General features: G+C 70.7%; 22 protein-coding genes and 1 tRNA gene. 12 read left to right on the top strand and 11 right to left on the bottom strand.

The window, feature by feature from the left end; translation table 11 throughout:
• Positions 1–88 precede the first annotated feature (88 nt).
• A complete protein-coding gene (gene radC / locus ABC766_RS06330) occupies positions 89–802 on the bottom strand; it encodes a RadC family protein (RefSeq protein WP_051045073.1) in 714 nt (237 codons plus the stop codon).
• A gap of 39 nt (positions 803–841) precedes the next feature.
• Positions 842–1,669 (bottom strand): type I methionyl aminopeptidase, encoded by an 828-nt coding sequence (gene map / locus ABC766_RS06325; protein WP_043356063.1) that lies wholly within the window; start codon positions 1,667–1,669, stop codon positions 842–844.
• Positions 1,670–1,868: 199 nt separating this feature from the next.
• Between map and ABC766_RS06320 the strand changes: the two genes are divergently transcribed.
• The 5 genes from ABC766_RS06320 (at position 1,869) to ABC766_RS06300 (ending at position 4,075) form a co-directional block, all read left to right on the top strand.
• A complete protein-coding gene (locus ABC766_RS06320) occupies positions 1,869–2,126 on the top strand; it encodes a zinc-finger domain-containing protein (RefSeq protein ID WP_043356067.1) in 258 nt (85 codons plus the stop codon).
• Positions 2,127–2,138: 12 nt separating this feature from the next.
• Positions 2,139–3,332 carry an FAD-dependent monooxygenase gene (locus ABC766_RS06315; protein ID WP_345821540.1) on the top strand — a complete coding sequence of 398 codons (1,194 nt, stop codon included), beginning with the start codon at positions 2,139–2,141 and terminating at the stop codon, positions 3,330–3,332.
• Between the two features lie 33 nt (positions 3,333–3,365).
• Positions 3,366–3,452: transfer RNA gene (locus ABC766_RS06310), tRNA-Leu, on the top strand.
• Positions 3,453–3,558: 106 nt separating this feature from the next.
• Complete coding sequence (locus tag ABC766_RS06305) at positions 3,559–3,723, top strand: hypothetical protein (protein ID WP_170861835.1); 165 nt, start codon at positions 3,559–3,561, stop codon at positions 3,721–3,723.
• 103 nt (positions 3,724–3,826) lie between these two features.
• Positions 3,827–4,075: a flagellar protein gene (locus ABC766_RS06300; RefSeq protein ID WP_345821539.1), complete on the top strand. Its 249-nt coding sequence runs from the start codon at positions 3,827–3,829 to the stop codon at positions 4,073–4,075.
• Here ABC766_RS06300 and ABC766_RS06295 read toward each other — a convergent pair.
• The 4 genes from ABC766_RS06295 to ABC766_RS06280 form a co-directional block, all read right to left on the bottom strand.
• Positions 4,065–4,763 (bottom strand): YoaK family protein, encoded by a 699-nt coding sequence (locus ABC766_RS06295; protein WP_345821538.1) that lies wholly within the window; start codon positions 4,761–4,763, stop codon positions 4,065–4,067. The genes ABC766_RS06300 and ABC766_RS06295 overlap by 11 nt on opposite strands.
• A gap of 111 nt (positions 4,764–4,874) precedes the next feature.
• Positions 4,875–5,246, bottom strand: coding sequence for a hypothetical protein (locus ABC766_RS06290; protein WP_043755691.1), 372 nt, complete (start codon positions 5,244–5,246; stop codon positions 4,875–4,877).
• Between the two features lie 106 nt (positions 5,247–5,352).
• Positions 5,353–5,586 carry a hypothetical protein gene (locus ABC766_RS06285; protein WP_043383304.1) on the bottom strand — a complete coding sequence of 78 codons (234 nt, stop codon included), beginning with the start codon at positions 5,584–5,586 and terminating at the stop codon, positions 5,353–5,355.
• Positions 5,587–5,736: 150 nt separating this feature from the next.
• Entirely contained in the window at positions 5,737–6,372 is a 636-nt protein-coding gene (locus tag ABC766_RS06280; RefSeq protein WP_051976090.1) for a carboxymuconolactone decarboxylase family protein, read from the bottom strand.
• 163 nt (positions 6,373–6,535) lie between these two features.
• Here ABC766_RS06280 and hrpB point away from each other — a divergent pair, with 163 nt between their 5' ends.
• From hrpB to ABC766_RS06245, 7 genes are all read left to right on the top strand, one after another.
• Entirely contained in the window at positions 6,536–9,001 is a 2,466-nt protein-coding gene (gene hrpB, locus ABC766_RS06275) for an ATP-dependent helicase HrpB (RefSeq protein WP_345821537.1), read from the top strand.
• 47 nt (positions 9,002–9,048) lie between these two features.
• Complete coding sequence (locus ABC766_RS06270; RefSeq protein ID WP_043383310.1) at positions 9,049–9,474, top strand: PaaI family thioesterase; 426 nt, start codon at positions 9,049–9,051, stop codon at positions 9,472–9,474.
• Between the two features lie 74 nt (positions 9,475–9,548).
• Entirely contained in the window at positions 9,549–10,772 is a 1,224-nt protein-coding gene (locus ABC766_RS06265) for an SMP-30/gluconolactonase/LRE family protein (protein ID WP_345821536.1), read from the top strand.
• 294 nt (positions 10,773–11,066) lie between these two features.
• The gene (locus ABC766_RS06260; protein ID WP_287090318.1) at positions 11,067–11,651 is read left to right on the top strand and encodes a DUF1285 domain-containing protein; all 585 of its coding nucleotides are present in this window, start codon (positions 11,067–11,069) and stop codon (positions 11,649–11,651) included.
• Positions 11,648–12,319 (top strand): CoA pyrophosphatase, encoded by a 672-nt coding sequence (locus ABC766_RS06255; protein WP_043351712.1) that lies wholly within the window; start codon positions 11,648–11,650, stop codon positions 12,317–12,319. The genes ABC766_RS06260 and ABC766_RS06255 overlap by 4 nt, the downstream gene beginning before the upstream one ends.
• Before the next feature lie 10 nt (positions 12,320–12,329).
• A complete protein-coding gene (locus ABC766_RS06250) occupies positions 12,330–12,587 on the top strand; it encodes a DUF6111 family protein (RefSeq protein WP_043755696.1) in 258 nt (85 codons plus the stop codon).
• The gene (locus ABC766_RS06245; RefSeq protein ID WP_345821534.1) at positions 12,584–13,822 is read left to right on the top strand and encodes a CCA tRNA nucleotidyltransferase; all 1,239 of its coding nucleotides are present in this window, start codon (positions 12,584–12,586) and stop codon (positions 13,820–13,822) included. Before ABC766_RS06250 ends, ABC766_RS06245 begins: the two co-directional genes overlap by 4 nt.
• A 7-nt stretch (positions 13,823–13,829) precedes the next feature.
• On the opposite strand, the gene ABC766_RS06240 is transcribed toward ABC766_RS06245, so the two are convergent.
• The 5 genes from ABC766_RS06240 to ABC766_RS06220 form a co-directional block, all read right to left on the bottom strand.
• Positions 13,830–14,231, bottom strand: coding sequence for a F0F1 ATP synthase subunit epsilon (locus tag ABC766_RS06240; protein ID WP_043383318.1), 402 nt, complete (start codon positions 14,229–14,231; stop codon positions 13,830–13,832).
• Between the two features lie 149 nt (positions 14,232–14,380).
• Positions 14,381–15,835: a F0F1 ATP synthase subunit beta gene (atpD, locus tag ABC766_RS06235; protein WP_043383320.1), complete on the bottom strand. Its 1,455-nt coding sequence runs from the start codon at positions 15,833–15,835 to the stop codon at positions 14,381–14,383.
• A 42-nt stretch (positions 15,836–15,877) separates the two neighbouring features.
• Positions 15,878–16,768, bottom strand: coding sequence for a F0F1 ATP synthase subunit gamma (locus ABC766_RS06230; protein ID WP_342140586.1), 891 nt, complete (start codon positions 16,766–16,768; stop codon positions 15,878–15,880).
• Between the two features lie 134 nt (positions 16,769–16,902).
• The gene (atpA, locus tag ABC766_RS06225; RefSeq protein WP_043383323.1) at positions 16,903–18,435 is read right to left on the bottom strand and encodes a F0F1 ATP synthase subunit alpha; all 1,533 of its coding nucleotides are present in this window, start codon (positions 18,433–18,435) and stop codon (positions 16,903–16,905) included.
• 54 nt (positions 18,436–18,489) lie between these two features.
• Positions 18,490–19,062 carry a F0F1 ATP synthase subunit delta gene (locus tag ABC766_RS06220; protein ID WP_342140614.1) on the bottom strand — a complete coding sequence of 191 codons (573 nt, stop codon included), beginning with the start codon at positions 19,060–19,062 and terminating at the stop codon, positions 18,490–18,492.
• Positions 19,063–19,250 lie beyond the last annotated feature (188 nt).

Here is a 19,250-nt window from a genome sequence, read left to right as displayed (position 1 = left end):
TCCCGTACGCTCCCGCTTCTGAGGCAAGAGGCGCGCCATTCATTCATGGCTATATCCGCAGGCGATAACGCTCAAGGCGGCCGGAGGATCAGATGAGCTTCAGGCCTTTCAGGCTAGCGTGACCGTTGCGGCCGAGGATCACGTGATCGTGCACCACGATCTTCAGCGGCGCCAGGACGGTCACGATCTCGCGGGTCATCGCCACGTCGGCGGCGGACGGGGCCGGATCGCCGGACGGATGATTGTGGGCCAGGATGATCGCGGTCGCCGACAGTTCCAGCGCCCGGCGGGCGACCTCGCGGGGATAGACCGGCGTGTGGTCGACGGTGCCGCGCCCCTGCACCTCGTCCGCGATGAGGTGGTTGCGCTTGTCGAGGAACAGGATGCGGAATTCCTCGCGCGGCGCGAACGCCATGGTGGCGCGCAGGTACTCATGCAGCGCGCTCCACGATGCCAGAAGCGCGCGCTCACGGATCGCACCGCGGGCAAGCCGCCGGCCCGCCGCCTCGATCACCTTGAGGTCCGAGGCGACCCCGGCGCTCACCCCTTCCACCTCCAGGAGCCGCGCCGGCTCGGCGCTGACCACCTCGGCGAAGCTGCCGAACCGGGCGACCAGCGCCTTGGCGAGTGGCTTCACGTCGCGCCGCGGGATCGCCCGGAACAGGACGAGTTCCAGCAATTCGTAATCGGGGAGCGCGTCGCCGCCGACCGTCGCGAACTTCTCCCGCAGGCGGTCCCGGTGGCCGTGGTAGTGCGGCGGCTCCTTCTCCACGGACGACGGGACGGCACTGTCAGCGAACAGCCCCGCCTCACCCTCGTCCGGCCCCGGCGCCACGGCCGGTCAGGCCGCCGGGTTGACGGGCTGGTGCAGCCCCTTCGGCGAGACCGTGAAGATCTCGACGCCGGTCTCGGTGACGCCGACGGTGTGCTCGAACTGGGCGGAGAGCGAACGGTCGCGGGTCACGGCGGTCCAGCCGTCGCCCAGCACCTTCACGGCGGGGCGCCCGAGATTGATCATCGGCTCGATCGTGAAGAACTGGCCGGGCTTGAACGGCACGTCGTAGCTCGCCTCGACGTAGTGCAGGATCGTGGGCGCGTCGTGATAGGTGCGTCCGAGCCCGTGTCCGCAGAAGTCGCGCACCACCGAGCAGCGCTCGCTCTCGGCAAAGGATTGGATCGCCCGGCCGATGTCGTTGGTCGAGCCGCCGGGCTTCACCGCCGCGACGCCGCGCATCAGCGCCTCGTAGGTGATCTCGCACAGGCGCTGGGCCTTGCGCGGCACCTCGCCGACATAGGCCATGCGGCTCGAATCACCGTGCCAGCCGTCGAGGATCAGGCAGATGTCGAGGTTGACGATATCGCCCTCGCGCAGGGGCTTGTCGTTGGGGATGCCGTGGCAGACCACGTGGTTGATCGAGGTGCAGATCGACTTCGGATAGCCGCGATAGAGCAGCGAGGCCGGATAGGCGCCGTGATCCATGGCGAAGGTGTAAGCGAGCTTGTCGAGTTCCTCGGTGGTGACGCCGGGCTGCGTCGCCTCCATGAGCAGGTCGAGGGCCTCGGCGGTGAGGCGCCCGGCCCGGCGCATGCCCTCGAAGCCCTCGGGACCGTGAATCGGCGGTTCCGGGGCGCGGCGCGCACCCTGCGCACTGGCCTGTTCCTGCTGCATGGTCGGGACTTTTTCGCGGCGTCGTCAATCGGGGGTCGCTCTATGTACGGTGCGGCGCGCTGGAGGCCAAGCCGCGTCCGATGCAGGAGGAGCGAGGCTTGCGCCGGCTGCGGGGCTGGCGGCATAAGCGGCCGCGAGGCGCCCGGGCGCGCGCGGGCAGATTCGCCGCGCGATCGGTCACGGGGCAGGCGAGGGCCGGATGGCAGGCAAGGCGGTACCGCACTTCCACAACGAGCCGGGCGTGCCGGTGATCACCGTGGGCGTGAAGGAGTTCATGTGCATCGGCGCGCTGCCGCCGTTCGACCACCCGCACGTGTTCCTGGACATGGGCGCCGACAACGAGATCATCTGCCAGTACTGCTCGACGCTCTATCGCTACCGGGCCGGCCTGAAGGCCGACGAGGCGGAGCCGCAGGCCTGCGTGTGGCGGGACGACGCCAAGCTCGCGGCGGAGTAGGCGCCGCCCCCCGTGCCCTCTGACAGGCCATCTCTGCGGATCGGGATCGTCGGTGCCGGGATCGGCGGGCTGACGGCGGCTTTGGCGCTGTCGGATGCCGGCCATGCCGTGACGGTGATCGAGCGCCGGACCGGCTTCAGCGAGGTCGGGGCCGGGATCCAGATCTCGCCCAATGCGAGCCGGGTTCTGGCCGGCCTAGGTCTCTCGGCCGCCCTGCGCCGGGCGGCGAGCGAGCCGCCGTCGGTGGAGATCCGGGCCCTCGACAGCGGCCGCCGCATCGGCAGCGTGGCGCTCGGCGCGCAGGCGCAGGCGCGCTTCGGCGCGCCCTACTACGTCATCCACCGCGCAGACCTGCAGACCCTGCTCCTCGACGCGCTGCGCAGTCGTTCGGCGATCCGACTGATGATGGGCCGCACCGTGACGGCCGTCGCCCAGACACCGTCCGAGGCCGCCCTCACCGTCGAGGGCGCGAGCGGTGCCCAGGATGTCGCCTTCGACCTCGCGATCGGTGCGGACGGGATTCGGTCGCGCCTGCGCACCCATCTCGATACGGCGCCGCTTCGCCCGGGCCAGGCCGCAGCGTGGCGGGCGCTGATCCCCATGGAGGCGGTACCGGAGGAGTTGCGCGGCGCCGCGACCGGTCTCTGGCTCGGCCGCGGCCGGCACGTGGTGCATTACCCGGTGCGGGACGGACAGTTCCTCAATGTCGTGGCGGTCGTTCCCGAGGCGGTAAGCGACGAGGGCTGGGGCCGCCTCGGGGAGCCGACCGTCCTGCGCGGGCATCTGCGCGGCTGTGCCGGGCCGCTGCGCGACCTTCTGAGCCTTCCGGATTCCTGGCTGGTCTGGTCGCTCGCCGACCGGGCCGTGGCGCGTCCGCTCGCTCGCGACCGGGTCGCGCTGATCGGCGACGCCGCCCATCCGGTCCTGCCCTACCTCGCGCAGGGGGCGGCCCTGGCGATCGAGGATTCCGCAGTCCTGACGCGTGCCCTCGCGGACCATGCGGATGTGCCGGCGGCGCTCGCCGCGTTCTCGGGCGCGCGGACCGGCCGGGTGCGACGCGTCCAGAAGGCGGCACGGAGCAACGGCCGCACCTATCATGCCGGCGGCGTGGTGGCGCTCGTGCGCAACGCCGTGATCGCCCGGCTCGGCCCGGACGGCATGCGCGACCGCTACGCCTGGCTCTACGGCTGGACGCCCCCCGCTTGATCGGGCCCGCCGCCCCCGCTACCGAGGGCGCATGCGGACGTGGCGGAACCGGTAGACGCACGAGACTTAAAATCTTGCGGCCGCAAGGCCGTGCGGGTTCGAGTCCCGCCGTCCGCACCACCCCGCCATCGCGACGCGCCCGTCCGTGCGGTCGCAACCGGTTCGCAGCCCCGTGAAACCCAGCCCGCGCACCGCCCGTCGGACCGGGGCGCCGGAGGAGAATGGCGTGGTCTACGTGCTCATCATCATGCTCGCCGGCTCGGGCTCCGCGATCGGATCGGTCGAGTTCAACAGCAAGCAAGCCTGCGAGGCCGCCGCGAAGCAGATCGCCGAAGCGGAGCGGCCCTATGGCGGGGCCTCCCCGGTCACCGTGTGTGCGCCGCGGGGTTGAGACGCCTGCGGCGCGGGTCGGCCGGGATCGTTCGCATTTGAGTGGTCACCGAAACCGGCTCTTGTCGTCTCCCTGCCAGGATCGCCCGCGGGGAGATTCCGGCATGATCGACGCCCTTCAGACCGCCACGACCGGCATGACCCGGGCCACCGACCGGCTCGGGAAGGCGGCCGAGACCATCGCGGCGAGCGGTGCCCCGGTCGGCGACACGGCTCTGCCGCCCGCCGCCCAGGTGGATCTCACGAGTGCCGCCGCGGATCTGGTCGGGTCCAAATCGGCCTTCGCGCTCAATACCGCGGTGGCGCGCACCGCCGACCGCATGATGGGCCAGCTTCTCGATATCAGCGCCTGAGGGCGGGCAGGGCGAGGCAGGCCAGGATCGCGGCCGCCGCGAACAGCAGCGCCACGCCGACGAGCCGATACGCGACCACACCCACCAAGCCGCCGCCCAGGAAGGCGCCGACGGTCAGCAGATACAGCCGCAGCCGCGCCGGATCATGCGGCTTCAGCCGATCGGACGCGGATGCGTCGCGGTCCAGCCAACGCGCGAGCTCGATCCCGATATCGGTGATCATGCCGGTCACGTGCGTGGTCCGCACCCGCGCCTCGGAGATCTTGGTCACCGCCGCATTCTGCAGGCCCAGGATGAAGCTCAGGCCGAGGACCAGGGTGTGGCTCCGGACCGGCTCGGCAAGCGGCAGGACGAGCAGGCCCACGGCGACGAGGAGGAGCGCCTCCGCGCAGACGCTGTAGGCATATGCGCCGGGACCGGCTTTCCGGCGGCGGCGCCGGATCATCAACGTCGAGGTCGTTGCCCCGAGCACGAACAGGACCACGAGCAGGCAGGCCTGCGCGGCGAGGACGAGATCGCCCGTGCCTGTGCGGTCGGAGATCGCCGAGACGTTCCCGGTCATGTTCGAGGCGTAGAGGCCGACCGCGTAGAACCCGGCGGTGTTCAGCGCGCCGGCCACCCCCGCGAGCGAAAGGGCGAGCGCCCTGTCGGCCGCCGGGCTGCGCGTCTCGCCTTCGTGGACCAGCATGGATGCGTCGGTTGAGTGTCGGAGGCCGAATCGGCCCGATGCCGCCGCCGTCTTAAGCCACGCGCCCGGGCGCCGTCACGGCACCCGGAGCGCCCCTGGGCTCACTAAAACTCACCAGCCGCGATAACCGTAGCCGCCATCCCAGTCACCGTGCCAGTGGCGGGCGGGGCCGTAGCCGACAGGAACCCGCTCGTACGTCACGGTCCGGCGTGTGGCGTAGACCGGCGCATCCTCCTCGTAGACGCGGTAGACCGGGGCCGGCCGTACCGCCACCGGGGCGGGGGCGTAGCCGTAATCGGCATAGCCATAGCCGTAACCAGGCGCCGCATGGGCCTGGGTTGCGGCGCCGATCAGCGCGCCGGCCGCGAGGCCGCCGATGATGCCCGCCGCGATGGCACCGCCGCCGCGGGCTTCGGCGGTCGTGGAGGCCAGGGAGCCCGCGCCGATCAGCGCGGCGGCCGAGAGCAGAGCGATGCGTGTCATGACCTGTCTCCAGAAAACCGGGGACCGCCTGCGGCGTCCCGGATCACGAGAGAGACAGTGCCAAACCCGCGCTGCACCGAAGCTGAAGCCGCCCTGCAGCAACTGTTCAGCTTGTCGGCGCGCCCTCCGGATCGGGGGCGGTCCGGATGTACCCGCGGGAGATCAGGCGGCTGCGCTCACGGGTGCGCCGCTCGGCCTCCATCAGGTCGGACAGAGCGTCGGCGATCGCGCAACGCAGGGCGATGCCGGCGTCGCCGCCGGCGAAGCCGAGATACGCGGTGCTGATCGCCTCGACGGGGCACACGTGATCATCGCGCTGGGCCAGGACCTGGGTCAGCATCGGGTTCTCCTTCGTTGCGTCCGGGAACGAAAAGAGAACAAGCCATAAGGGTTAACGTTCCGTCAACGTCGCCCCGGCCGTTCGCGCAACGCCCTTCGAACCCTGTGGAAAACACCGATTTCCCAGCTGACGGGCTGTGGATAAGCCGGCTCACTCGGGCAGGCGCGGCAGGGGCTTGCCGTCCGCGGGAATCGCATAGCGCGCCGCGTTCAGCTCCATGGCCAGAAACGTGTAGTAGCCCGAGATCGCCGCCAGATCGACGACACCGGGCTTGCCGAACCGGGCCTCGGCCCGCGCGAAGGTCGCGTCGGAGACGCGCTTGGTGTCCTGCAGTTCCGCGGTGAAGTCGTAGACGATGGTCTCGTCGTCGCTCATCTTCGCAGGCCGGCGGCCGTCGCGGATCGCCGCGATGATCTCGGGGGCGATACCGGCCTTCTCGGCGATCGGCGCGTGGACGTACCATTCGTAATCCTGCGTCCAGCGGCGGGCGGTCATCAGGATCACCAGTTCCGAGAGCGTGGTGCCGATCTTCGGCTTGAAGCGCAGGTAGTCGCCCATCGACCGGGCCAGCGTCATCACCTCCGGGGAATACATGAGCGGCTCGAACGGCCCGAAGGGCGGCTTGCCCCGGGCCTGCGCGAAGGCCTCGGCCGCCTGCTTCTGCTCGGGGCTGTAGTCCTTCGGCGGGATGGTCGGCAGCCGGTCCTGCGCCTGCGCGGCGGCCGTCGCCAGCGGCAGGGCCAGGGAGAGGGCGGCGAGCGTCAGCGCGCGGCGGAAGGGGTTCATCGGTTCTCTCATTCTGGGTGTTGAGCCGTCAGGCCGCACGATCGCGGCAGCGCCGTCCATATGCCAGGGTCCGCACGGCGAAGACCGTGTCGAAACCCGCGCGGCGTCACGGGCCCGCCAAGCCGGTTGCGCTCGACGCCGCGCCGCGCCATCAGCGGCCGCGATGGCCGGCTCCGCATCCATGCTGCCGATCGAGGCGGCGCTCCCCGATCTGCGTCGCGCGCTCGCCGCGCGGAATGCCGCCGTCCTGGTAGCCCCTCCCGGAGCCGGCAAGACGACCCGCGTGCCCCTGGACCTGCTGGGGGCGCCGTGGCTCGACGGGCGCAGGATCATCCTGCTCGAGCCGCGCCGCCTCGCCGCCCGGGCAGCGGCCGCCCGCATGGCGCAGACGCTCGGCGAGCCGGTCGGCGGGACCGTCGGCCTTCGGGTCCGCCTCGGCTCGAAGATCTCGGCGCGGACGCGGATCGAGGTGGTCACCGAGGGCGTCTTCACCCGCATGATCCTGGACGATCCGGAACTCTCCGGGATCGGCGCGGTCCTGTTCGACGAGTTCCACGAGCGCTCCCTGGACGCCGACCTGGGCCTCGCGCTGGCGCTCGACGCGCAGGGCGGCCTTCGGGAGGATCTGCGGATCCTCGTCATGTCGGCGACCCTCGACGGCGCCCGGGTCGCGCGGCTGCTGGACGACGCGCCCGTGGTCGCCTCCGAGGGGCGCGCCTTTCCGGTGGAGACCCGATACGCGGAGCGCGATCCGAACCGGCGGATCGAGGATTCGATCGCCGAGGTGACGCTGCGGGCCCTGCGGGCGGATCCCGGTTCGATCCTGGTGTTCCTGCCCGGACAGGCGGAGATCCGCCGGACCGTCGAACTGCTGGCCGAGAAGGTCGGACCGGACGTGCAGCTCGCCCCCCTCTACGGGGCGCTGACACCCGCCGAGCAGGACCGCGCCGTCGCCCCGGCGGCCGCCGGAACCCGGAAGGTCGTTCTCGCGACCAGTATCGCCGAGACCTCGCTGACCATCGAGGGCGTCCGGATCGTGGTCGATTCGGGACTGGCTCGGGTTCCGGTCTACGAGCCGGGCCTGGGCCTGACCCGTCTTGTCACGGCCCGTGCCTCCCGCGCCTCGGTGGACCAACGCCGCGGCCGCGCCGGCCGCACCGAGCCGGGCCTGTGCTGGCGCCTCTGGTCCGAGGCCGGCACCAACGCCCTCGAACCGTTCACGCGGCCGGAGATCCTGTCCGCCGACCTCGCCGGGCTGCTCCTCGACTGCGCCGCCTGGGGCGTGACCGATCCGGGCACGCTCGCCTTCCTCGACCCGCCCCCCGCGCCGGCCCTGACGGAGGCCCGCGCCCTGCTGACCGAACTGGGGGCGCTCGATGCCGATGGGCGCCTGACGCCGGTCGGCGCGCGCCTGCGAGCCCTGCCGCTTCCGCCGCGGCTCGCCCGTATGGTGACGGTCGCGGCCGGAAACGGCCACGCACGGGCCGCCGCCGACCTCGCCGCCGTGCTGGTGGAGCGCGGCCTCGGGGGGGACAGCCTCGACCTCGACGAGCGGGTCGAGCGGTTCCGCCGCGACCGCGGCGGACGCGCCGCCGACATGCGCCGGCTCGCCGACGGCTGGGCCCGGATCGCCGGGGCAGGCAATTCCGCGCTCCCGGATGCCGGCCCGGTCGCCGCCGGCCCGCTCCTGGCGCTCGCCTATCCCGACCGGGTGGCCCGGGCGCGCGGCCGCGACGGCGAGTTCGTGATGGCGAGCGGACGGGCCGGTCGCCTCGACCCGGCGAGCCCGCTCGCCCGCGAAACCTATCTGGTGATCGCCGATCTGGCGGGATCGGCCGCGAGCGCCCGGATCCTGGCTGCGGCGGCGATCGGGGCCGAGGCGATCGAGCGCCTCTTCGCCGACCGGATCGAGTCGCGCACCGAGATTGCCTTCGACCCGCAGGCCGCCGCCCTGCGGGCGCGGACGGTCCGGCGACTCGGCGCGGTCAGTCTCGGGTCACGGCCGCTGCCGGTGCCGTCCGATCCGGAGAGCGCCGAGATCCTGGCGCGGGGCATCGCCGATCTCGGGATCGAGCGACTGCCGTGGACGCCGGCCCTGGCGCAATGGCGCGCCCGGGTGATTTTCCTCCACGCCGCCGAGGGCGACACCTGGCCGGACCTGTCGGACGCGGTGCTGGCCGGAACCGCGGAGACGTGGCTGGCGCCGTCCCTCGTGGGGCGCGCCACCCTCGCGTCGGTCACCGCGGACGATCTCGCCGGCGCCCTCCAGAGCCTGGTGCCATGGGCGCTGCGCGCCCGGCTGGACGCGGAGGCGCCGACCCACGTGGAGGTCCCGACCGGCTCGCGCATCCCGGTGGATTACACGGCCGAGGAACCGGCCCTGGCCGTCCGGGTCCAGGAGCTCTTCGGCCTCGACCGGCATCCCCGCGCCGGTGGACGCCCGCTCGTCCTGCACCTGCTGTCGCCGGCCCAGCGGCCGATCCAGATCACCCGCGATCTGCCCGGATTCTGGCGCGGATCCTGGGCGGCGGTGCGGTCCGAGATGCGCGGCCGCTATCCGCGCCATCCCTGGCCGGAGGATCCGCTCAGCGAGGCGCCGACGCGCCGGGCCAAGCCGCGCGGAACCTGACGGCCGCAACGCCCTTCCTCCGGATCGACACCAACGGATCGGACGCGATGACCACGGACACGACCGCTTTCGACCCCGCAGCCGCCGGCTGGGCGCTGGTGGAGGACAAGGGCTTCATCGCCCATGTCGGTCCGCTTCATGTCCGCGGCACCGACGGCGCCTACGCGTTTCGGGCCGAGCAGAAGCACGCCAACCTGATCGGCGTGGTCCATGGCGGCATGCTCATGAGCTTCGCCGACCGCGCGCTGGGCGAGACCGCGATGCAGGCCGCGGGCGGCGCCAATTGCGTGACGATCCAGCTGGAAATGAAGTTCATCGATGTCGGCCGCCTCGGCGACTGGATCGAGATCCGGCCGCAGGTGGTCAAGCGCACCGGCTCCCTCGTGTTCATGCGTGGCGACGTCCGCGACGACACGCGCCTCCTGGCCTCGGCGGACGGCGTGTGGAAGATCCTGCGCCGCCGCCCTGATTGACCGTCTCAGGACATCTGTCCTAGCTTGCCGCCGCGCGTCACGGCGTTGCGACCGGATGCGCAATGGAGGATCGCATGCGATCGTCGCAGACCGATACATCCGGCGTCGAGGCGAAGCGCAGTCCGGCTCGACCCTCCCGACGCGCGATCCTCGCGGGCGTGGCGGCCTTCGCCGCAACGCCCGACGGAGCGGCGGCGCAACCTGAGCCGCCCAGCACGGTGACCAATCCGCCGCGCGACTTCCGGCCCGGCGCGGCCCCCACCACCTACTTCACCGATCCGGACATCGTCGCGGTCGACCCGGCCTTCGAACCCTACATCGTGCCGAACAGCGCCATCCGCCGGCTCTGGACCGGCGCCCTCTGGGCGGAGGGGCCGGCCTGGAACGCCGTCGGCCGCTACCTCGTCTGGAGCGACATCCCCAACAACCGGCAGATGCGCTGGCTGGAGGAGGACGGGCACGTCTCCGTCTTCCGGATGCCGAGCAACAATTCGAACGGCAACAGCTTCGATCATCAGGGGCGGCAGATCAGCTGCGAGCACGCCACCGGTCGGGTCGTGCGCTACGAACTCGACGGGGCGGCGACGATCCTGGCCGATGCGTTCGACGGCAAGCCGCTCAACTCGCCCAACGATGTGGTCCAGCATCCGGACGGCGCCTACTGGTTCACCGATCCGCCCTACGGCGCGCTGCTCTACGAGGGACTGCCGGACGCGGCGGGCGGCCCGAGCAATCCGCAGGGCCATCTCGACCCGCGGCTCGGCCAGCCGGCCGGGACAGCGCCCCGGCGGCGAGTGCTGCCCAACGCGGTCTACCGCATCGACCCGTCGGGGCGGATCGACCGGGTGATCACCGACGATGAGGTGCCCGATCCGAACGGCTTGTGCTTCTCGCCCGATCACCGGACGCTCTACGTCTGCTCCACGGGGAAGGGACCGGGGGATACGGGGCCCGGCGGCAAGGGCGAGATCTACGCCTTCGATGTCGGAGGCGGGGCCTTACTCTCGAACAAGCGCCTGTTCTCGGATTGCATCGTGGACGGCGTGAAATGCGGCCCCGACGGCCTGCGGGCCGATGTCGACGGCAATCTCTGGGTCTCGAGCAATGCCGGCCGGGCCGTAGGCTACAACGGCGTCACCGTCTGGTCGCCGAAGGGCAAGCTCATCGGACGGATCCGCCTGCCGGAGGTGTGCGGGAACCTCACCTTCGGCGGCCCGAAGCGCAACCGCCTGTTCATGGCGGCCAGCCAGTCGCTCTACGCGCTGACGGTGAACACGCAGGGTGCAGGGCCGGCCTGAGGATTCGGTCGCGCCCCGCAGCGCTCCTCCGCGGCAGCCGACCCACCGCCCACGCCCTCTCGCTGGGGTGCCCGCGGCAGTGGGCCTCGAACGAACAGCCCGCGTGTGATCCCAGAAGCCCTCCGTCGAGGCATCCCCGCCGGGGCCTCAGGACGAGGGCGCGGATCGGTGATCCGGCCTTCGCGCATGCGTGCGTCGGGCCGGACAACGCGGCCCTGCGATCGGGACCGGATCCGGCTGGATCCTTCGGCCGGCCATGGCTGACGGCGCACCGGCACGCTATCTGTCATGGGTATGAGCGTGGATCCCGCCCCCGACCCGACCTTGAGCCGCCTCAGCGCGGCCCTCGGGGACCTTCCCAGGCGCGGCCTGCCGCCCGTGGAACGCTGGGACCCGCCCTATTGCGGCGCCATCGACATCCGCATCGCCGCCGATGGGACGTGGCACCACAACGGTTCGCCGATCCGGCGGGACAAGCTGGTCAAGCTGTTCGCCAGCATCCTGCGGCGCGAGCCGGATGGCCGGACTGTCCTGGTCACGCCGGTGGAAAGCGTCGGGATCACCGTCGAGGATGCGGCCTTCGTGGCCGTCGAGATGGCCGTCGACGGCACGGGAGCGGACCGGCGCCTCTCCTTCCGCACCAATGTCGACGATCTGGTGAGCGTCGACGCGGAGCACGCCCTGCGCTTCGAGGAGGGGCCGGACGGGGCCCTGAAGCCCTACCTCCATGTCCGCCGCGGGCTGTGGGCGCTCGTGACCCGGGCGCTCACCTACGACCTCGTGGATCTCGCCGAGGAACGCCTCGTCGACGGGAGGCCCTGGCTCGGCCTGTGGGCCGGCGGCACCTTCCACACCATCGCACCGGTCGCCGCCGCGTGAGCGACCCGCTCGCCGAGTTTCTCGCCCGCGCTGCGGCCGGCCTGTCGCCGGATCCGCCGGGACCGGACGATCCGACCTCCAATCCCCGCGGCGACCACAGCCTCGATCCGGATGGCACGGCCGTGATGCCGCCGCCGCCCCATCGCCGGGCCGCAGTCCTCGTCCCGGTCGTGCGCCGCGCGGACGGTCCGAGCCTCATCCTCACCATGCGGGCGGCCAACCTGCGCGACCATTCCGGACAGGTCGCGCTGCCGGGGGGCAAGATCGATCCCACCGATCCCGGCCCCGCGGATGCGGCCCTGCGGGAGGCCTTCGAGGAGATCGGGCTGCTGCCCGCGGCCGTGCGGCTGCTCGGCTATCTCGACCCGTACCTCTCGGGCACCGGATTTCTCGTGACCCCGGTGATCGGCTTGGTCGATTCCGAGGTAACCCTGACGCCGAACCCTGCCGAAGTGGCCGACGTCTTCGAGGTGCCATTCCCGATTCTCATGGATCCGGAACGCTATCGCCTGCGCTCCCGCGCCTGGCAGGGCCGCGAGCGCTGGTTCTACGCCTTGACCTACGGCGAGCGGCTGATCTGGGGTGTCACCGCCGGGATCCTGAACAATCTCCGGGAACGGCTCTATCCGGAAACGGAGTCGGGCGACGTCGGTCGCCCGGCGCGATAGGCTGCCAAGCATGCTGCGCCGCGTCCTCGAAGAGTTTGGCCTCTTCCTCGTCCCCTTCGCCCTCTTCCTGGTCTACCTGCTGCTGTCCGGCCGCAACCCTCTGCGCCGGGTGCACTGGGACCCGCACCTGTTCCGCCTCGTCCTGGCCGGGCTGGCGGTGGTGATCGGCACGCTCGTCTACGAGGGGTTGTTCTCCGAGCGTCGCCCGGCGGGCTACGTGCCCACCCACATGGAGAACGGCCGCCTCGTGCCCGGTGGATTCCGGTGAACCGCGCGCTCGACCGAGCCGGTCTCATGGCCCTGCTCGACCGCCCGGGCGTGCGCCGCGTGCTCGCGGCCCTGGATGCCCCCGGTGCCGAGACCCGCCTGGTCGGCGGCTGCGTGCGAGACGCGCTGCTCGGCGTGCAGACCGCCGACATCGATATGGCGACCACCCTGCTGCCCGAGGCGGTGATGCATGCGGCGCAGCGGACGCGCGGCCTCAAGGCGGTGCCGACCGGGATCGAGCACGGGACGATCACCCTGGTGACCGAAGATGGGCCCATCGAGGTCACAACCCTGCGCGAGGACGTCGAGACCGACGGACGGTACGCCGTCGTCCGCTTCGGCACGGACTTCCTCCGCGATGCCGAGCGCCGGGACTTCACGATCAACGCGCTCTCGCTCGGTGCGGACGGAACGCCGCACGATCCGGTGGGCGGGCTGCCCGATCTCGAAGCCGGGTGGGTGCGCTTCATCGGCGATCCGGCGACCCGCATTCGCGAGGACGCCCTGCGGATCCTGCGCTTCTTCCGGTTCCAGGCGCGTTTCGGCGCCGGGGCGCCCGATGCGGCGGCGCTCGCCGCCTGTGTGGCCGCGCGGGACAGTCTGGACCGGCTCTCCCGCGAGCGCGTGCGCGCGGAGTTCCTGAAGCTGCTGGCGGCCTCCGGCGGTCCGGCCATGGTGGCGACGCTGAGTGCGACCGGCCTGCTGCAGCGGATCACCGGCGGCGTCGGTGAACTCGGGCGGCTGGAGCGCGCCGCCGCTGCGGGATTGTCTCCGGTGGTGCGCCTCGCGGCCCTCTCGGTCGGGGCTCGGCACGACGCGGATCGGCTGCGCGAGCGGTTGCGTCTCTCGAAGAGCGAGCACGGACAGCTCATCGGCTACGCGGAAGCGCTGGCTGATCTCCACGGACGTGCGGTGCTGGATGGGGTCGCGGCGCGGGCGCTTGCGGCCGGGCACGGCCTGTCGCGGCTGGCAGACGTGCTGGCGATCCTGGCGGGAGAGCCGAGGCCTGCCGTAACGGAGACGGCGATCAGCGCCTTTGAAACCCTCAAGGGGGAGGGGGCGTCGCCGGCCTTTCCCCTGGCGGGGGCGGATCTGGTCGCGGCCGGTGTGGCGCCGGGTCCCGGGATCGGGCGTGGGCTGGCCACCGCGCGGAAAGTCTGGCTCGAGTTGGGCTGCCCGACGGATGCCGAGGCGCGGGCCGACCTCCTGGCGCGGGCGCTGGAGGGCGCCCGCTGAACGAGGCTCAGAGCTTCAGGAGCGCCTTGGTCTCCTGGAGCTGGACGATCTGGCCGTTCAGCTCCTCGCGCTTCTGCAGGTCCTCGGTGGCGTCACGCTGCATCTCGATGGCCTCGATGTCGCGGTCGAGGGATTCGTGCGTCAGCTCCTCGATCGGCGCAGCACGCTCGGCGAGCACGGTCACGGCCGTCGGGCCGATATCGGCGAAGCCGCCGCGAACGTAGATCCGCTTGCCGCTGCCCTGGCTCTCGGTGACCACGATGACGCCGACCCGCAGGGAGGTCAGCACGGGCGCGTGGCCCGGCAGCACCGTCATCTCGCCCTCGACGCCGGGCAACTGTACGGCGCTCACCTCGCCGGAATACAGCGTCCGCTCGGGGCCGACGAAATCGAAGTGGAAGGTGGCCATCTCAGGACGATCCCGGATCCGCAACAAGCTCTCCTCCCCGTACGGGGAGGAGTTGGAGGTGGGGGTGGTTCAGGATGGAGCGCAGCGGCTTCGCCTGCACCATCCCCACCCCCAAACCCTCCCCGCGAGGGGGAGGGGAGGGCGTCGTCTTACGCGGCCTTCATCTTCTTGGCCTTCTCCTGGGCCTCCTCGATGGTGCCGACCATGTAGAAGGCCGCCTCCGGGAGGTCGTCGTAGTCGCCGTTCACAAGGCCCTTGAAGCCCTTGATGGTGTCCTCGAGGGCGACCTGCTTGCCCGGCGAGCCGGTGAACACCTCGGCCACCGAGAAGGGCTGCGAGAAGAAGCGCTCGATCTTGCGGGCGCGGGCCACGGTCAGCTTGTCCTCCTCGGACAGCTCGTCCATGCCCAGGATCGCGATGATGTCCTGGAGGGCCTTGTAGCGCTGCAGGGTCTGCTGCACCCGGCGGGCGACGTCATAATGCTCCTCGCCGAGGATGGTCGGCGACAGCATGCGCGAGGTCGAGTCCAGCGGGTCCACCGCCGGATAGATGCCCTTCTCGGCGATCGAGCGCGACAGCACGGTCGTGGCGTCGAGGTGGGCGAACGAGGCGGCCGGCGCCGGGTCGGTCAGATCGTCGGCCGGCACGTAGATGGCCTGCACCGAGGTGATCGAGCCCTTGGTCGTGGTGGTGATGCGCTCCTGCAGGGCGCCCATGTCGGTGGCCAGCGTCGGCTGGTAGCCCACCGCCGACGGGATGCGGCCGAGAAGCGCCGACACCTCGGAGCCCGCCTGCGTGAAGCGGAAGATGTTGTCGACGAAGAACAGCACGTCCTGGCCGTCGTCGCGGAACTGCTCGGCGATGGTCAGGCCGGTCAGGGCGACGCGCGACCGGGCGCCGGGCGACTCGTTCATCTGGCCATAGACCAGGGCGCACTTGGAGCCCTCGGCGGAGCCATGCTCCTTCGGGTCCACGTTCACCTTGGACTCGATCATCTCGTGATAGAGATCGTTGCCCTCGCGGGTGCGCTCACCCACGCCGGCGAACACCGAGTAGCCCGAGTGCACCTTGGCGATGTTGTTGATCAGCTCCATGATCAGCACGGTCTTGCCGACGCCGGCGCCGCCGAACAGGCCGATCTTGCCGCCCTTCGCGTAGGGGGCGAGCAGGTCCACCACCTTGATGCCGGTGACGAGGATCTGCGCCTCGGTCGACTGCTCGGCATAGGAGGGGGCCGGCTGGTGGATGGCGCGGTAGGTGTCGGCCTGGACCGGACCGGCCTCGTCGATCGGCTCGCCGATGACGTTCATGATGCGGCCGAGCGTGTTCATGCCCACCGGAACCTTAATCGGCTCGCCGGTGTCCGTGCATTCCTGACCGCGGGTCAGGCCCTCGGACGTGTCCATGGCGATGCAGCGGACAGTGTGCTCGCCGAGCTGCTGGGCGACCTCGAGGACGAGGCGGGCGCCGTTGTTCTTGGTCTCCAGCGCGTTCAGGATCTCGGGCAGGTGGCCCTCGAACTGCACGTCGACCACGGGGCCGATAACCTGGGTGATCTTGCCGACCTTGTTGGAGCCGGCGCCGGGGAGTGCGGTGTTCGCCATCGTTAACCTACCCTTCAAGCTGTGCGTTCAGGTGGCGGCGCCTCAGAGGGCTTCCGCACCCGAGATGATCTCGATGAGTTCCTTGGTGATCATGGCCTGACGCGTCCGGTTGTAGATCAGCGTCTGCTTCTTGATCATCTCGCCCGCGTTGCGGGTGGCCGAATCCATGGCGCTCATGCGCGCGCCCTGCTCGGAGGCGGCGTTCTCCAGGAGCGCCCGGTAGATCTGCACCGTCAGGTTCTTCGGCAGCAGCGTCTCGAGGATCGCCTCCTCGGAGGGCTCGAATTCCAGCGCGGCGTTGCCGCCCGCCGCCTTCGCGGTCGTGTCGACCGCGGGCAGCTCCGCGGGGATCAGGCGCTGCGCGGTCGGGATCTGCGAGATGACCGAGCGGAACTCGGAGTAGAACAGGGTCGCGACGTCGAACTCGCCGTTCTCGAAGCGGGTCAGGATCTTGTCGGCGATCCCGGCCGCGAACTCGTAATCCACCGGGCGGTTGCCGCGGATGTCCATGCTCTCGACGATCTGGTCGCGGTACTGCCGCCGCAGCGCGTCGAGGCCCTTCTTGCCGACCGTCATAATCTTGACGGTCTTGCCCTCGGCGGCGAGCTTCTGCGCGTATTCGCGCACCGCGAGGCGGACGATCGACGAGTTGAAGGCGCCGGCGAGGCCGCGGTCGCCCGTGCACACGACGAGCAGGTGCGTCTGCTCGGAGCCGGTCCCGGACAGGAGCCGCGGGGCGCCGACGCCGCCGACGAGATTACCCGCGAGATTGCCGAGCACGGCCGACATCTTCTCGGCATAGGGACGGCCCGCCTCGGCGGCCATCTGCGCACGGCGCAGCTTGGCGGCGGCGACCATCTGCATGGCCTTGGTGATCTTCTGCGTCGCCTTCACCGAGGTGATGCGGTTGCGCAGGTCCTTCAAACTCGCCATCGGGTGAGGTCCAGGTCCGTTCTATGGGCCTCTCCTTCCCTCGGCGGGAAGGAGCCGGAAGTTCGGGCGGTGCAGCGCGGATCGCAATCCCCCTGCACCACCCAAGATCCCTCCCCGCGGGGAGGGGCCTCACATCAGCCGATCGACTTGGCGACGCTCTCGACGACGCTCTTCAGCTTGCCGGCGTTCTCGTCCGACAGGTCCTTGGAGGCGGCGATCGAATCCAGCAGGTCCTTGTGCTTCGAGCGGAGCGTGCTGAGCAGCGCGTCCTCGAACGGGCGGACCTTGCTGACCGGCATCTTGTCCAGGTAGCCGTTCACGCCGGCGTAGATCACCGCGACCTGCTCTTCCATCTTCAGCGGCGAGAACTGCGGCTGCTTCAGGAGCTCGGTGAGCCGCGAGCCGCGGTTCAGGAGCGCCTGGGTGGACGCGTCGAGATCCGAGCCGAACTGCGCGAAGGCAGCCATCTCGCGGTACTGCGCGAGCTCGCCCTTGATCTTGCCGGCGACCTTCTTCATCGCCTTGGTCTGAGCCGAGGAGCCCACCCGCGACACCGAGAGGCCCACGTTCACCGCCGGGCGGATGCCCTGGTAGAACAGGTCGGTCTCGAGGAAGATCTGGCCGTCGGTGATCGAGATCACGTTGGTCGGGATGTAGGCCGACACGTCGTTGGCCTGGGTCTCGATGACCGGCAGCGCGGTCAGCGAGCCGTTGCCGGCGGCGTCGCCCATCTTGGCGGCGCGCTCCAGCAGGCGGCTGTGGAGGTAGAACACGTCGCCCGGATAGGCCTCGCGGCCCGGCGGGCGGCGGAGCAGCAGCGACATCTGGCGGTAGGCCACGGCCTGCTTGGAGAGATCGTCATACACGATCACGGCGTGCATGCCGTTGTCGCGGAAGTACTCGCCCATGGCGCAGCCGGCGAACGGCGCGATGAACTGCATCGGGGCCGCATCGGACGCCGTGGCTGCGATGACGATGGAGTATTCCAGGGCACCCTGGTCCTCCAGCACCTTCACGAACTGGGCCACCGTCGAGCGCTTCTGGCCGATGGCGACGTAGATGCAGAAGAGCTTGGCCTTCTCGTCGCCGCCGGCGGCATGGCCGGGCTTCTGGTTCAGGATCGTGTCCAGGGCGATGGCGGTCTTGCCGGTCTGGCGGTCGCCGATGATCAGCTCGCGCTGGCCGCGGCCCACCGGGATCAGGGCGTCGATCGCCTTCAGGCCCGTGGCCATCGGCTCGTGCACCGACTTGCGCGGGATGATGCCCGGAGCCTTCACGTCCACGCGGCGACGCTCGGTGGAGACGATCGGGCCCTTGCCGTCGATCGGGTTACCGAGGGCGTCGACCACTCGGCCGAGCAGGCCCTTGCCCACCGGCACGTCCACGATGGCGCCAGTCCGCTTGACGGTCTGGCCTTCCTTGATCTCGCGGTCGGAGCCGAAGATCACGATGCCGACGTTGTCCTGCTCGAGGTTCAGGGCCATGCCGCGCACGCCCGACTCGAACTCGACCATCTCGCCGGCCTGGACGTTGTCGAGACCGTAGGCGCGGGCGATGCCGTCGCCGACGGACAGGACCTGCCCGACCTCGGAGACCTCGGCTTCCTCGCCGAAGTTCTTGATCTGCTCTTTCAGGATCGCGGAGATCTCGGCGGCGCGGATGTCCATACTCGGGCCTCTGTCGCTGATGCGTCTATGCGTGTTCGGATCGGATGGGGGCGCTTAGCGCGCGGCCCGCATCGCGAGGCGGATACCGTTGAGCTTGGTCTTGAGGGAGGCGTCGACCATGCGCGAGCCCATCTTCACGACGAGGCCGCCGATCAGGCTGGGATCGACCACGAGATCGACGTCGACGTCGGCCTTCGCGATGTCGCGCAGCGACGCCTTGATCTCCTCGATCACCGCGTCGGAGGGCTTCTCGGCCACCCGCACCTGAGCGCGGACGATCCCCTTCGAATCCTGAACCAGGCTCCGGAAGGCGCTGATCATGTCCGGGAGGGCGAAGAGCCGCCGGTTCGCGGCCGCGAGGCGGATGAAGTTGCCGGCGAGACCGCCGATTTCCGCCTTTTCGAGCACGGCGCCGATGGCGGCTGCCTGCTCCTCGGCGCTGAAGACCGGGCTGCGGATGAGGCGGCGGAGATCCGCGCTCTCCTTCAGCAGCGTGTCGAATTGATTGAGGGATTGGGCGACCGCGTCGACCTGGCGCTCGTCGCGCGCGAGTTCGAACAGGGCGGAAGCGTACCGGCCCGCCACGCCTGCGACCAGGGGACCAGCCTCGGAACCGTTCTGCGCCACCCGTCGCTCTCTTCTCTGGTTGCCCGCCCGCTCCGCGCGCTCCGGCAGGAGCGCGGTGCGTGACCGTTCGGGACGTGGGATCGTGCCGGCAACGGACAGGGTCAAGACCTGTCCTCGCGGCGCGGCGACCGCCTAGCATGCCAGCATGGCCGCACGCAACACGGCAGGCGCACCGCGCAGCGCGTGAC

Origin of the sequence: Methylobacterium fujisawaense (assembly GCF_039619325.1) — a bacterium.
Taxonomy (GTDB): domain Bacteria; phylum Pseudomonadota; class Alphaproteobacteria; order Rhizobiales; family Beijerinckiaceae; genus Methylobacterium; species Methylobacterium fujisawaense.
The sequence above is the reverse complement of the archived record's forward strand: the minus strand, read 5'-3'. Positions and strand labels throughout refer to the sequence as shown.